This is a genomic window from Ursidibacter arcticus, assembly GCF_009761375.1.
GTDB lineage: Bacteria > Pseudomonadota > Gammaproteobacteria > Enterobacterales > Pasteurellaceae > Ursidibacter > Ursidibacter arcticus.
The window spans coordinates 1-14511 of sequence record NZ_LEKM01000218.1 but is presented as its reverse complement, the minus strand read 5'-3'; the positions used below and the strand labels follow the sequence as shown (position 1 = coordinate 14511).

General features: G+C 39.0%; 14 protein-coding genes. 9 read left to right on the top strand and 5 right to left on the bottom strand.

The window, feature by feature from the left end:
* Nucleotides 1-47: 47 nt before the first annotated feature.
* A complete protein-coding gene (locus tag A1D25_RS10365; RefSeq protein ID WP_157395601.1) occupies nt 48-1298 on the bottom strand; it encodes an O-antigen ligase family protein in 1251 nt (416 codons plus the stop codon).
* A gap of 107 nt (nt 1299-1405) precedes the next feature.
* Between A1D25_RS10365 and rfbB the strand changes: the two genes are divergently transcribed.
* The 9 genes from rfbB (at nt 1406) to rraA (ending at nt 10489) form a co-directional block, all read left to right on the top strand.
* A complete protein-coding gene (rfbB, locus tag A1D25_RS10360; protein WP_157395600.1) occupies nt 1406-2467 on the top strand; it encodes a dTDP-glucose 4,6-dehydratase in 1062 nt (353 codons plus the stop codon).
* 269 nt (nt 2468-2736) lie between these two features.
* Nucleotides 2737-4638, top strand: a complete 1902-nt coding sequence (dnaK, locus tag A1D25_RS10355) for a molecular chaperone DnaK (RefSeq protein WP_157395599.1) — start codon at nt 2737-2739, stop codon at nt 4636-4638.
* A 241-nt stretch (nt 4639-4879) separates the two neighbouring features.
* Nucleotides 4880-5305 (top strand): VapD, encoded by a 426-nt coding sequence (locus A1D25_RS10350; RefSeq protein ID WP_157395598.1) that lies wholly within the window; start codon nt 4880-4882, stop codon nt 5303-5305.
* Nucleotides 5306-5346: 41 nt separating this feature from the next.
* Nucleotides 5347-5718, top strand: coding sequence for an AraC family transcriptional regulator (locus A1D25_RS10345; protein ID WP_157395597.1), 372 nt, complete (start codon nt 5347-5349; stop codon nt 5716-5718).
* Between the two features lie 201 nt (nt 5719-5919).
* Nucleotides 5920-7065, top strand: coding sequence for a molecular chaperone DnaJ (dnaJ, locus tag A1D25_RS10340; RefSeq protein WP_157395596.1), 1146 nt, complete (start codon nt 5920-5922; stop codon nt 7063-7065).
* Nucleotides 7066-7194: 129 nt separating this feature from the next.
* On the top strand, nt 7195-8085 hold the full coding sequence (gene ygfZ, locus A1D25_RS10335) for a CAF17-like 4Fe-4S cluster assembly/insertion protein YgfZ (RefSeq protein ID WP_157395595.1): 891 nt from the start codon (nt 7195-7197) through the stop codon (nt 8083-8085).
* A complete protein-coding gene (gene rnhB, locus A1D25_RS10330; RefSeq protein WP_157395594.1) occupies nt 8085-8675 on the top strand; it encodes a ribonuclease HII in 591 nt (196 codons plus the stop codon). The genes ygfZ and rnhB overlap by 1 nt, the downstream gene beginning before the upstream one ends.
* Nucleotides 8672-9922, top strand: a complete 1251-nt coding sequence (locus tag A1D25_RS10325; protein ID WP_157395593.1) for a paraquat-inducible protein A — start codon at nt 8672-8674, stop codon at nt 9920-9922. The genes rnhB and A1D25_RS10325 overlap by 4 nt, the downstream gene beginning before the upstream one ends.
* A gap of 66 nt (nt 9923-9988) precedes the next feature.
* On the top strand, nt 9989-10489 hold the full coding sequence (gene rraA / locus A1D25_RS10320) for a ribonuclease E activity regulator RraA (protein WP_157395592.1): 501 nt from the start codon (nt 9989-9991) through the stop codon (nt 10487-10489).
* A gap of 51 nt (nt 10490-10540) precedes the next feature.
* On the opposite strand, the gene A1D25_RS10315 is transcribed toward rraA, so the two are convergent.
* The 4 genes from A1D25_RS10315 to mioC are packed head-to-tail and all read right to left on the bottom strand — an operon-like array spanning nt 10541 to nt 14214.
* Nucleotides 10541-12724: a heavy metal translocating P-type ATPase gene (locus A1D25_RS10315; RefSeq protein ID WP_157395591.1), complete on the bottom strand. Its 2184-nt coding sequence runs from the start codon at nt 12722-12724 to the stop codon at nt 10541-10543.
* Nucleotides 12725-12922 carry a heavy-metal-associated domain-containing protein gene (locus tag A1D25_RS10310; RefSeq protein WP_157395590.1) on the bottom strand — a complete coding sequence of 66 codons (198 nt, stop codon included), beginning with the start codon at nt 12920-12922 and terminating at the stop codon, nt 12725-12727.
* 2 nt (nt 12923-12924) lie between these two features.
* On the bottom strand, nt 12925-13770 hold the full coding sequence (locus A1D25_RS10305; protein WP_157395589.1) for a patatin-like phospholipase family protein: 846 nt from the start codon (nt 13768-13770) through the stop codon (nt 12925-12927).
* Complete coding sequence (gene mioC, locus A1D25_RS10300; protein ID WP_157395588.1) at nt 13771-14214, bottom strand: FMN-binding protein MioC; 444 nt, start codon at nt 14212-14214, stop codon at nt 13771-13773.
* Nucleotides 14215-14511: the final 297 nt, after the last annotated feature.

Below are 14511 nucleotides of genomic sequence, written 5' to 3'. Positions count from 1 at the left end.
TTGTCAGCGGTCTGTGGTGGACTAAAGTCCACCTTATAGCAAATAAATTATTTTTTTAGTGATTTTATTGTTCCATATAGTATCACTACACTTACAAAATAAAATACAGTTCCAGAGTTATGAGCCAAAAATGTTTGGCTAGTAGAGAAAAAAAGTGTCGATACAATATGAATAATTCCTAACAATGCAACTGTTTTTATTTCTAGGCTAGTATTTCTTATAGAACTGATGAAATATACCAATGGAATTAGAATAACAGCTAAAAGTCCTAATAAACCTAACGCTCCTCTTTTTACCGTTGTATCTAAATATTGATTGTGAGCATCATTAAATTTTAGCGTACCTTCTGCTATAATACTTTGTTCTAATTGTGATCTTTTCAGTTCAACATAACCATTTTTTCCCCAACCAAATAGTGGCTTTTGTTGAATACCTAAAATCGCACTATTCCACATATCAAATCTTGCACCAAGCGATGAAGAACGTTCATTATGTTCAAAATAATTAATAACCTCTGCTTGAGCAAGCTGAATACGGTTAAGAACATTCGTTTTCGGGCTAATAACTATACCTGAAATCATAATTGATAATATAAAGGTAATCCCTAACGTCAGCTTTTTATTCAGGTTTTTGTATGAAAAGAATAGAATAATGGCAAGAATAGCAGGTAAACCAACCCATCCGCCACGAGCCCCAGAAAAAGCACTTGCTAACATACCAAGGCTTGCACAAATAAAACACATCAACATCAAGTTATACTGTTTCTTTATTCCCCAGTAGATCGAGATCGCCAAGCTCATCATTGCCAGTGTGACGGAAATATTTCCTGCTTGAATATGCATATGATCAGGGAATGGCTTTTCCTGCCCTAAAATCAGTATTTGGATAGCAGCCGTAAGCCCAATAATGGCAGAACCTGTTGGAATGGCATATAAAACCGTATTTATTTTAATAGGCAAGGTTGAAAATAGTAAAATGAGTGGAATAAACAGTAATACTCTGCTTGGGTTATCAATTTCTCTTAAACCATCATTTGTAATAAATACAGATAAAGCAATAGTACAAAAATAAGCTATAAAAGCATATATTATTTTTTTATCATATTGATAAACGGGAATTCTTTGTTTTGTATAAAATAACCGGTATAACACAACAAATAGAGCAATTACCGCCAAAGCCATAGAAGCGTAGTTATAGCTCTTTTGTGTAATAAGTAATGTCGTATAAAACAAGAAAACCAAAACATTAATAAGAAATGTTAATGAGACTTTACTCTTTTTAGCATATGATGAGAACATTTATTCACCTAGTGTCAAAAATCTTGAACACTATTATAGTATAAATTTTCAAATTCATCTTATATAAGCATTGAGTAAATAAAAATTCACAACTAGCAGGATAATTGATGAAAACCATTTTCGTAACAGGCGGTGCAGGCTTTATTGGTTCAGCGTTAATTCGCTATTTAATTGAGCAAACTGGGCATAACATAGTAAACATTGATAAGCTTACTTATGCTGGGAATTTATCCTCCCTTGAAGCAGTTAGCCATAGCTCACGTTACTATTTTGAACAGGTTGATATTACTGATAGCGGTCAGATTTCTTCCCTTTTTTGCAAATATCAGCCCGATGCTATTTTTCATCTTGCGGCAGAGAGCCACGTTGATCGTTCAATTGACAGTGCAAAAGCCTTTATTGATAGCAATATTGTTGGGACTTTCACGCTATTAGAATGTAGTCGTCATTATTTCCAACAACTAAATGAAGCGAAAAGAAGTCAATTTCGGTTTATTCATATTTCAACCGATGAAGTATTTGGAGATTTGGATGATAAACAAACCCTTTTTACCGAAAAAACACCTTATGCTCCAAGTAGTCCATACTCGGCATCAAAGGCAGCGAGCGATCATTTAGTTCGAGCGTGGTATCGAACTTACGGGCTGCCTACTATTATTACTAACTGTTCCAATAATTATGGTTATTATCATTATCCTGAAAAGTTAATTCCATTAGTGATTTTAAATGCGTTACACGCCAAGCCTTTGCCGATTTATGGCAAAGGGGATCAAATTCGAGATTGGTTATTTGTTGATGATCACGTTAAAGCCCTTTATCAGGTGTTTATCTCAGGAAAAATTGGGGAAAGTTACAACATTGGCGGAGGTAATGAAAAACGGAATATTGATGTCGTACAAGCGGTCTGTTCGTTGCTCAATTTTGCAAAAAAACAAGGGAAACTAACCGCTTATCAAGAGTGCATTGCCGACATTGATGATTTTAATCAGTTGATTACGTTTGTTGCAGATCGGGCAGGACACGACAAGCGTTATGCAATAGATGCAAGCAAAATTCAGCAGGGGCTAGGTTGGAAACCCGAAGAAACTTTTGAAACAGGTTTAGCTAAAACGGTGGATTGGTATATTCAAAACCAACAATGGTGGCAGCCATTATTCAATAAGGGCTGATTGATTAAAGGGGATATAAACAAAATCCCCTAATTTTACCGCTTATTTCATTTAACTCGCCCTGTTTATCAAATTTTTGAAAAAATTTTTCATATCAACCCTTGAAACTATCAAATTTATCTCTATTTATTGTTTCGTCTGAGCGGGAACGTCAAAGCACTTCCCGTTTATTTTTGAAAAAATCTTTTAAGTTGGCTTGAAATGTAGCGAAGTAACCCTATCTTGTAGCTAACTTTAACGAACATACAAATTTATTTGGAGAATTAAAAATGGGAAAAATTATTGGTATTGACTTAGGTACAACCAACTCTTGTGTAGCAGTAATGGACGGCGATAAACCACGCGTGCTTGAAAATGCAGAAGGTGCACGCACAACACCATCAATTATTGCTTATACCGACAAAGAAACCCTAGTTGGTCAGCCTGCAAAACGTCAGGCAATCACAAACCCAAAAAATACACTATTTGCAATCAAACGTTTAATCGGTCGTCGTTTTGAAGATGCTGAAGTACAACGTGATATTGAAATTATGCCATTTGAAATCAGTAAAGCTGACAATGGCGATGCGTGGGTAACGGTAAAAGGCGAAAAAATGGCACCACCACAAATTTCTGCGGAAGTATTGAAAAAAATGAAAAAAACTGCAGAAGATTTCTTAGGCGAGCCAGTAACTGAAGCCGTAATTACAGTACCAGCATATTTTAACGATGCACAACGTCAAGCAACTAAAGATGCTGGTCGTATCGCAGGTTTAGAAGTAAAACGTATCATCAACGAACCAACAGCAGCAGCATTAGCATATGGTTTAGACTCTAAAAAAGAGAACCAAATCATTGCAGTTTACGACTTAGGTGGTGGTACATTCGACTTATCTATTATCGAAATTGATAACTTTGATGGCGAGCAAACCTTTGAAGTGCGTGCAACCAACGGTGATACTCACTTAGGTGGTGAAGACTTTGATAACCGTTTAATCAACTACTTAGTAGAAGAGTTCAAAAAAGAACAAGGTGTTGATTTACGCAACGACTCAATGGCAATGCAACGTGTGAAAGAGGCAGCAGAAAAAGCGAAAATTGAGCTTTCATCAGCACAATCTACGGAAGTAAACTTACCGTACATTACCGCAGATGCAACAGGCCCTAAACACTTAGTATTAACTGTAACTCGTGCAAAATTAGAAGCACTTGTTGAAGATTTAGTTGCTCGCTCATTAGAGCCAGTAAAAGTCGCATTAGCAGACGCTGGATTGTCGGTATCTGAAATCAACGATGTGATTTTAGTGGGTGGTCAAACTCGTATGCCATTAGTGCAACAAAAAGTGGCTGAATTCTTCGGTAAAGAACCACGTAAAGATGTAAACCCAGATGAAGCAGTTGCAATCGGTGCAGCTGTACAAGGTGGTGTTTTAGCGGGTGATGTAACGGACGTTCTTTTATTAGACGTAACACCGTTATCATTAGGTATTGAAACAATGGGTAGCGTAATGACAAAACTTATTGAGAAAAATACTACAATCCCAACGAAACATAGCCAAGTGTTCTCAACAGCGGAAGATAACCAAAGTGCGGTAACTATCCACGTATTACAAGGTGAACGTAAACGTGCAAGTGATAACAAATCGCTAGGTCAATTTAACCTAGACGGTATCCAACCTGCACCACGCGGAATGCCACAAATTGAAGTGACATTCGATATTGACGCAGATGGTATCTTACACGTGTCAGCGAAAGATAAGAACACAGGTAAAGAGCAAAAAATCACAATCAAAGCATCTTCTGGTTTAAGTGATGCTGAAGTTGAGCAAATGGTTCGTGATGCAGAAGCAAACGCAGAAGCAGACCGTAAATTTGAAGAGTTAGTCCAAACTCGCAACCAAGCTGACGCGATTGTTCACTCAACGCGTAAACAAATCACTGAAGCTGGTGATGCGTTAAATGCAGATGATAAAGCGAAGATCGAAGAAGCCGTTGCAGAGCTTGAGAAAGCAGCAAAAGGCGAAGATAAAGCAGACATCGAAGCGAAAATCGAAGCTTTAGTGAAAGTGTCTGAGCCACTTATCCAAGCAGGTCAAGCACAAGCTCAACAAGGTCAGCAACAAGCCCAACAAAGCCAAAAAGATGATGGCGTAGTGGATGCTGAGTTTGAAGAAGTGAAAGACAATAAGTAATTTGTCTGAATGATTATAGGGGCGTACTAAACGCCCCTTTGGCTTATATACGATTTAAAATTGCAACCAAATCTCCTCTAGCCCCTCTTTGCTAAAGAGGGGAACTTGATCGATAAAATATCCAATACATTGGTCTATTTTTCAATTAAGAATTTATCCGCTAAGATCTTTTGATTATTAAAGATCTTATCCCCCTCTTTAGCAAAGAGGGGTGAGGGGAGATTTGGGAATGAGGTCTGAAATGAGCAGATACCTAATCACCTTTGATATGGATACTAATTGCCTGAAAGAAAATTATCACGGCAATACTTATAATAATGCTTATTACGATATTCGTAATGTACTAAAACAGCACGGCTTTGAAAATTTACAGGGTAGCGTCTATTTGGGTAATGAAGGTATTAGTGAAGCTCACGGTACCATTGCTATTCAAGAATTAACAGCCAAATTTAAGTGGTTTTATCCTTGTGTATCGAATATCAAGTTTTATCGTATTGAAAGTGATCTGAATGCAGATTTTATTGCTTATAACGTACATAAGGCTCGAGAAAGATTTGAAAAACAATTACTGGTGTTGGAGCAAACTTTAATTGATACGGGGTTAAGCCGTACACAAATTAACGAAATTCTGAAAAAACAGGTATTTTCATTGGAAGATGCTCAATAACAAGCGGTTATATTCCATCAAAACTTTACAGCGGATCTGAAATGAAACTCTACCCAATTATGGCTAAAACATTTGACCAAACCGCAACAAGCGAAGATTTTCAACAACTTTGGCAATCGGTTGGATTACCTGAAAATAGTCAATGTTATGGGGTTTATTTCAACTATACCGAACAAGGTTATGATTTTGCGATTGCAACAGAAACGCCAAATCAAAATATGCCAATTATGATTGAAGATTTAACCTGGTACGAAAAATTCAGCACCAAAGTTGAGTTACTTGGCGAAACGTGGGAAAGTATCAATCGCAAAGGAAAACAAGGTTTATTAAGACGAGCTTTTACAGTTGATTTTGAACAATATCAGCCAGACGGAAAGGTTGATGTGTTTGTGTCGATTATGGCTCATTGTTAGCACAAATTCTGCCCCCGCTTGCGGGGGAAGTGGTTGAGCGTAGCGAAACCGAAGGGGGAATTTACAAAATTTTGTGCAAAACACACCACTTGTTTGCCCCCTACCCCGCCTTTGGCGGTACTTCCCCCGTAAACGGGGGCAGAATTATTTATACAAGCGGTCAAATTTCAGCAAAATTTTAAAATTTAAAACGGAAGATTTATGTCAAAACGTGATTATTATGAAGTCCTTGGATTAAGCAAAGGGGCAAGTGAGCAAGAGATCAAACGTGCTTATAAGCGTTTGGCAGCAAAACATCACCCCGATAAAAACCAAGGCAGTAAAGAAGCGGAAGAAAAATTCAAAGAGATCAAAGAAGCCTACGAAGTGTTAGGCGACAGCGAAAAACGTGCGATGTACGACCAATACGGTCATCAAGCCTTTGAACAAGGTGGATTTGGCGGAGGCGGTGGCTTCGGCGGATTTGGTGGTGGCGGTTTTGGTGGCTTTGAAGATATTTTCAGCGAAATGTTTGGTGGTGGCTTTGGCGGTGGCGGACGTGGTCGTCAGCGTGTTGTGCGTGGCGATGACTTACAATATAACCTTGAAATCACCCTTGAAGAAGCCGTTCGTGGTGTAAAAAAAGATATTCGTATTCAAACACTTGCAGAATGTGATTCTTGTCACGGTAGCGGTGCAGAAGCTGGAAGCAAAGTAGAAACCTGTCCAAGCTGCCACGGTTCAGGACGTATTCGCCGTCAGCAAGGTTTCTTTATGACAGAACAAACCTGTCCAACTTGCCACGGTACAGGTAAAAAAATCGAGAAACCTTGTAAATCGTGTCACGGTGATGGACGTGTGCATAAGACCAAAAATCTCTCTGTTACTATTCCACCAGGTGTGGATACAGGCAATCAATTACGCTTATCGGGCGAAGGGGCAGCGGGTGAAAATGGCGCACCAGCTGGCGATTTATATGTGGTTATCCACGTTAAAGAACACGATATTTTTGTGCGTGATGGCTCAAATCTCTATTGCGAAGTACCGATTAGTTTCACAATGGCTGCATTAGGTGGCGAGATCGAAGTGCCAACTTTAGATGGCAGAGTGAAATTAAAAATCCCAGCTGAAACGCAAACAGGGAAGCTCTTCCGCGTGCGTGGCAAAGGTGTGTCTTCTCCAAGGGGGGGCTATGCAGGGGATTTAATCTGCAAAGTCATTATTGAAACTCCAGTTTCACTCAATGAAGAGCAGAAAGAATTACTGCGTAAATTAGAAGAAAGTTTAGAAGGAACAGGTAAAAACCGCCCGAAACATCAAGGTTTTTTTGATGGCGTGAAAAAATTCTTCGATAACTTAGGTAAATAGTAAACTACATAACAGAGAGCGGTAGGGAAACCTACCGTTTTTTATATCTATCAAAAACGCAACATTTGTTGTCTGATCAAAATCGTTGTATGATTTCCATCAAATTTATTCAAGAAAAAAGAGCAAAATATGAGCGAAACATTTTCTTTAATTACTACATTCCAACCTGATTTATGCGTCAAACTTGAACAATATCGTATTATTGATATTGAAGGTGCAGATGCTGAAAAATATTTACAAGGTCAATTAACTTGCGATGTAACAAAACTTGCAGAAGGCGAACAAACCTTAACTTGCCATTGTGATCCTAAGGGTAAAATGAGTGCTCTGTTCCGCTTATTCCGTCAATCTGCAACAAAATTTGTGGCGATAATGCCAGTCGATTTGTTACCTGAAGCCTTGGTGCAATTAAAAAAATATGCTGTATTTTCTAAAGTAACTTTTACGGAAACAGAGGACGCGATTTATGGCACAACAAGCGGTGAGATTTTTGCAAAATTTCACGAAAATGTAACCGCTTGTCGCATATCAACTGAGCCGACTCGCTATCTGTTATGGGGTAATTTAACCTTAGAAACCACAGGGAAAGGTAGCGATTGGGATTTGCTCGATATTCAACAAGGTATTCCTTTATTGTATAAAGCAAATCAGTTTGAATTGATACCACAAGCCACAAATTTACAGCAACTTGATCAAGCAATCTCCTTTACAAAAGGGTGCTATATCGGGCAAGAAACAGTCGCAAGAGCAAAATATCGTGGGGCAAATAAACGAGCACTATTCACATTAGTGGGTAATGCTCAAGGTGAAATCACGTTACCAGAAATTAGTTCAAGTGTTGAGATGCAAATTGAACAAAACTGGAAATCCACAGGCACAATTTTAGCCGCTCAGCAATATCAAGGACAACTTTGGGTGCAAGTGGTAATGAATAAAGAGGTTGAAGTAGATAGCGTGTTCCGCCTTGGTAATGTAATGCTCTCAATCGCTCCGTTGCCATATTCTTTGGAAGAAAAATAATGAGCGATTTTGTCTATCCACAAGCGACACTTATTGCTGGTGTTGATGAAGTAGGACGTGGGCCTTTGGTTGGAGCGGTCGTTACTGCTGCGGTGATTCTCGACCCCAATAATCCTATTACAGGGTTAGCTGATTCTAAGAAATTATCTGAAAAACGCCGAATAGCCTTAGCCGAAGAAATTAAACAAAAAGCACTCTGTTGGTCATTAGGGCGTGCGGAACCTGACGAAATCGACCAACTCAATATTTTGCACGCAACAATGTTAGCAATGCAACGGGCGGTGGCAGGATTGGCGATCCAGCCTGATTTTGTATTGGTTGATGGCAATCGTATTCCGCCATTAACAATGCCTGCTCAAGCGGTGGTTAAAGGCGATAGCTTGGTAACTGAAATCAGTGCTGCATCTATTCTTGCGAAAGTAGCAAGAGATGCAGAAATGGATGAACTCGATCAACGTTATCCTGAATATGGTTTTGCACAGCATAAAGGTTATCCAACCAAATTACATTTTGAAAAATTAGCCGAATTGGGAGTAACTCCTTTCCATCGTAAAAGTTTTGCTCCTGTTGCTAAAGCTCTAATGAAATGAAAAAAGAAGAACATTACTTACAACGTTGCTTAGAATGCGATACGGTTGTGAATATTGCAAAAAATCTGCACAATCAGACCGCTTGTTGCCCAAATTGTGATGAAGTCTTGCAATCTGGCAATCGTTGGGGGCTAAGACGTTGTACGATTATTGCGATCTCTATTTTGATCTTATTACCTTTTGCCCTACTATTCCCGTTGATGAATATCGATCTACTAGGTGTACCTATTTATGCATCAGTATGGGGCGGTGTATGGAAGATGGCAACGTCTGGCTTTCCTTATACCGCATTTATGATCCTAATCTGTTCAGTAATAATGCCTATCTCTTTTGCATTATTAGTGATTTCGTTACGTTTACAACGTTTATTAGGTCATCGTCCTCGCTACACCCTGATTTTTCTCAAAAAAGCAAAACAGTGGGTAATGCTTGATGTTTATTTGGTTGCTCTAGCGGTTGCAGCATTTAAAGTGCGTGAATATGCTCCGCTTTCTTTTGATATTTATTTACTTCCTTTTGTATTAACTACTGTTCTGACGATTCTATTGTTTATCAAAATTGATCCGAAGCGATTGTGGAATGAATTTTACCCTGAATATCACTCGCTTTCCCCCGATCACCCATCACAGCCAACACTTTGCCCCGAATGTGATTACACTTTTGATGAAAATATTGTCGATAAAAAAGGACGACAACGTTGCCCACGCTGTGAAACTAACTTAGCAATTTCTGATAGTGTGAAATTACAACGTGTCTGGGCAACACTTGTTGCAGGGGTGATTATGATGATCCCTGCGAATATTTTACCCATCTCATCAACCGAGTTTGCAGGTTCAACTTCCGCAGACTCGCTAATTAGCGGTGTGTTATTATTTATCTCAATGGGTAGTTATACAGTAGCGGCAATCGTATTTATTGCGAGTATTGCAGTACCATTTAGCAAAGTAGGTGTGATTTTATATTTATTACTTGCTATCCATTTCCGTTGGAAGCACCCAATTCATTGGCAAATGAAGCTACTGCACTATGTTCATTTTGTGGGACGTTGGTCGATGTTGGATTTATTCGTGTTAGCACTAATGATGTCATTAGTAGAGCGTGGGCAAATTATTAGCTTTTCAGTGGGCGATGCAGCGTTCTATTTTGGCGCAGCGGTCTTTTTGACGATGATATCTTCATCTAATTTAGATGCAAGAATGTTATGGCGAATTCATCGAGAACATCAAGATACAAAAACAAGCGGTTAGATTTGCTCAATTTTTTGCAAAGGTTTATACTTCAACCCCAATACTCATAATAAAAAGGAGGACGCTATGCGTGTCGATACCTCTCAACTCTGTGATATTTATTCCGATCAGGTCGATGTAGTCGAGCCTATTTTTTCGAGCTTTGGAGGAAACTCTACCTTCTACGGAAAAATTACCACAGTAAAATGTTTTGAAAGTAATGGCTTAATTGCTGAAGTTTTAGAAGAAGACGGTCAGGGCAGAGTCTTATTAATTGATGGTGGTGGAGCTGTTCGCCGAGCATTGATTGATGCGGAATTGGCTCAACTTGCGGTAGATAACGGCTGGGAAGGCATTATTGTCAATGGTGCTGTACGCCAAATTGATGTGCTAGAAACCTTAGATATTGGTATTCAAGCACTAGCACCAATCCCAGTAGGTGCAGAAGATACCTCTATTGGTGAAATTGATACCCCTGTCAATTTTGGTGGCGTAACTTTCCTACCTGAAGACTATGTCTATGCGGATCTGACAGGAATTATTCTTTCACCAGAATTGTTAGATTTTGAAGAGATTGTGGAATATTAAGTGATAACATTACATAAGATAGTCAATGATTTTCAATAAAAAGATGATTGACTATTTTATATATGTACATTTCAACAAACGTTGGCTATTTAAGACCACTGTGATAGATGAAAGCGTCATTGCAATCGCAGAAAGCATCGGGTTAAGTAGCCAACCAGTTAGAGAATAAAATACGCCTGCCGCCACAGGAATACTGATAACGTTATAAATAAACGCTCCAACTAAACTTTGCCTCATATTACGCATTACCCGTTTAGAAAAAGGTAAAATCTCTGCTAGGGGCTGTAAACCTGTACGCATTAAGGATAAATCCGCCGTTTCAATTGCAATTTCACTCCCGTTATACATCGCAATCCCCACATTTGCTTGAGCGAGAGCTGGGCTGTCATTGATACCATCACCAATCATCGCAACTTTTCTGCCTTGTTGCTGTAATTTGAATATCTGTTCAGCTTTTTGCTCGGGTAGCACTTCTGCAATAACCTGATCTACCCTAAGCTGTTGAGCGTAGTACTCCGCAGTAACTTGGCGATCTCCCGTTAGCATTACACAATAATAGCCTTGCTGTTGGAATTGTTGAATAAGCTGTTGGCTTTCAGAGCGTAAGCGATCTTGTAGCTGAATAATCCCGACAACTTGTTCATCAATCGCCACAAAAACAAAGGTTGTTGCAGGGGAATAAGCGGTCAGATTCGCTGTAAAATTAACAAATTGCTGGTTACCCACTTTAATTTGTTGCTGTTGATAGGTGGCAATAATCCCTTGTCCTTTAATAATTTGTAGCTTATCTATTTCCCTATTTTCAATTTCAAAAGCGGTATGATTATCGCAAAATTTTACGATTGCTTTAGCAATTGGGTGAGTAGCCTGCTGTTCCACACTTTTTACTAAACTAAGTAACTCAGTTTGAGCAAAACCATTCAAGGTTTCAATATTGATTACTTCCATTTCACCAGTGGTTAGCGTCCCTGTCTTATCAAAGACCAAGGTATCAAGCTCATTACAGGCTTGTAATGCATCAATATTACGCACTAATACGCCAAACTCAGCGGATCGAGCAACGCCAGCAATGGTTGAAAGAGGGATTGCCAAACCCAAAGCACAAGGGCAGGCGATAATCAATACAGTAGTAAAAATCGACAATGCAAATTGAAACTCTTTACCTAACAAAAGCCAAATGGCTGCACTCAATAACGCAATCAATATAACCACAGGCACAAAAATAGAGGCAACTTTATCCACCCATTTTGCTAACGGTGGCTTACTTGATTGAGCGTGGCGAACTGCATTGATAATGCGAGCCAAAGCGGTTTGTGAACCTACTTGTTCGGCAATATAAATACCCGCACCATCTTGCACTACCGTACCCGCTCGAACTTTGTCCCCAATATGTTTTTCAACGGGTAAGGCTTCTCCTGTTAGCATTGATTCATCAACCCAAATAGCACCTTGTTCCAAACGCCCATCTACGGCTATGCGTTCTCCTGCTAGGGCTTGTATTCTCATTTCAGGTTTTATGCCTTTTACCGAAATACTTTTTGCAAATTCTCCGTCAAAAACAACCGCTTGTTGCGGAGCTAAATCTAATAATTTCTCTAATGCAAAAGAAGAACGTTGTTTGGCTTTTAACTCTAAATACTTACCTAAATTCACAAAACCGACAACCATCACACTGGCTTCATAATATAGATGGGAATGCCATTGGCTGTTTAAGGTAAGATAAAAAGAATAAAGCCACGCCACCCCTGTACTTACCGTAATGAGCGTATCCATATTTGCAGAGTGATTTTTCAGGCTTGTCCAAGCTCCTATGAAGAAATGCTTACCACTGATATAGAGCGTCAAAGCAGTCACAACCGCCCAACCAAACCAAATCGGCTGATTTTCGGGAGTAAGGTGCATCTCTGTGAACATTCCATAAAGCATTAACAATGCTCCAACAGCAAGAGAAAAGATAAATTGCCATTTTTTTGTTCTCAATAACTGAGTAGTTTGAGCTTGCTGTTTAGCTCGGCGGGCTTCTTCACTCTCAAGTAATTCCGCTCCAAAACCTATTTTGGTGATGGTTTGGATAATCTCTTGTGGGCAAACATTGCCTTCAATAAAAGCGGTTTGATCGACTAAATTAACAGAAACAAACTCCACATTAGGAATTTTTCCTACCATTTTCTCGACACGATGTACACAAGCGGCACAATGCAAACCAGAAAGCAAAAATTGTTGTTCTTTAGGCATTTAGATCTCTTTAGCATCAAAGCCGATAGCTTCAATACGGTCAATTAGCTTATCGGCGGTTTCATCGCTATCAATTTCAGCAATTTGGGTCGTTAAGTCGATTTTTACTTCACGAGCAACGTCTGCAAGTGCATTTTTTACGCTTTTTTCACAGTGGCTACAATGTAATCCACCAAGTTGTAATTTAATGATTGCCATTATTATTCCCCCAATAAATATTGATTAAGCCTACTCATTATGTTCTTGGCATCAGATACACCAAGATCATACATTGCTTGCACTTTGCTAAGGTCTTTTTCAATACGTTTAATCGCCAAAGTTTGCGAGGGGCGAATCACAAAAATTTTACCCTGTTTTTCTAACTCAATGATTTTTTCTACTTTTTGATTATATTCTTGATAACGATTATCTAGCGTGCGAGCTAAATTTGGATAGCGGTAATAAAAGAGTTTACTCATCAATTTATTCGATGGTGTTTTGCGGTATTCCAATGGGCGAGTCAATATCACAATCATTTTATCCACACCTAACGCTTGGCATTTTTCTATCGGAATAGAATCAGCGATACCACCATCTAAATAAAGTTGATTGTTGTATTCGACCACTCTAGAAACATAAGGCATTGCTGATGTTGCTCTCAGTGCTTCCATTTGACCAAAAGGATCGTCAATTTTGATATATTCTGCTTTTCCTGTAACCACATTAGTTACGGTTGCATAGAAATCAATGCCTGATTGCTTAAAGCGTTCATTATCAAAAGGATCATACTTAAAAGGCACGTCATAAAATGCAAATTCCTTATTCACAACATTACCTGTTGTCAGCCAGCTTTGTAAACTGATATAACGTTTATCATTTAAAAACTGTTTGTTATATCGTAAAGCTCTACCTTTTTGTTGCGATGGGAAATTCGCCCCAAACAACGCACCAGCAGAAACACTCACAATACTATCAATTTTAACTTGTTCATCTAAGAAAACATCAAGCACCCCTGCGGTGAACATTCCCCGCATTGCTCCACCTTCTAGTACTAATCCGATTTTCATTTATAGTTTCTCAACAAAGTTTGGTAACCACGCTTCAGCACTGCCATCGTGGTCAAAATCGTTTACGACATCAATGCGTAAAGATTCGCACACTTGCGTTGCACCGAGAGAGCTTAACGCCTCTTCCACAATATTCACTGCGTTGCAGAAAGTGTCGTAATCGGAGCTACCTAATCCAATCACGCCAAATTTCATTTGGCTGAAATCAAGATTACTTTCGGTAAGTTGTTGGAAAAGTGGCTGGATATTTTCGGGCAATTCCCCAGCACCGTGTGTGGATGTTACGACTAAAAGGGAAGTTTGATGTTGAATATCGGATAATTCGGCTTGGTTAAATAACTCAACCTGATAGCCTTGTTCGGTGAGTACATCATTGAGATGATCAGCGACATACTCTGCACCGCCTAAGGTGCTACCTGTGATGATACAAATAGATTTCGACATAGCATACTCATATTGTAAAAAAATCGGTTTATTCTAGAAGAATTGTTATAAAGAATAAACCAGTTTTGTACAAGATTAGTATCCATCACAATCTTAATAATGACCATTCCTCTGTTAAAGGAATGACGCAAAAATAATTAAATACATTGGCAAGCGGTGCGATTTATAAAGAATTTTGCAAATTTCCTCTAAAAACGCACCGCTTGTCTTATCATTCTCTCACTTCGCTGTATATTCTGCCAAATCTCCCCTAACCCCTCTTTGCTAAAGAGGGGGAGGGTACAACCTGATAACATC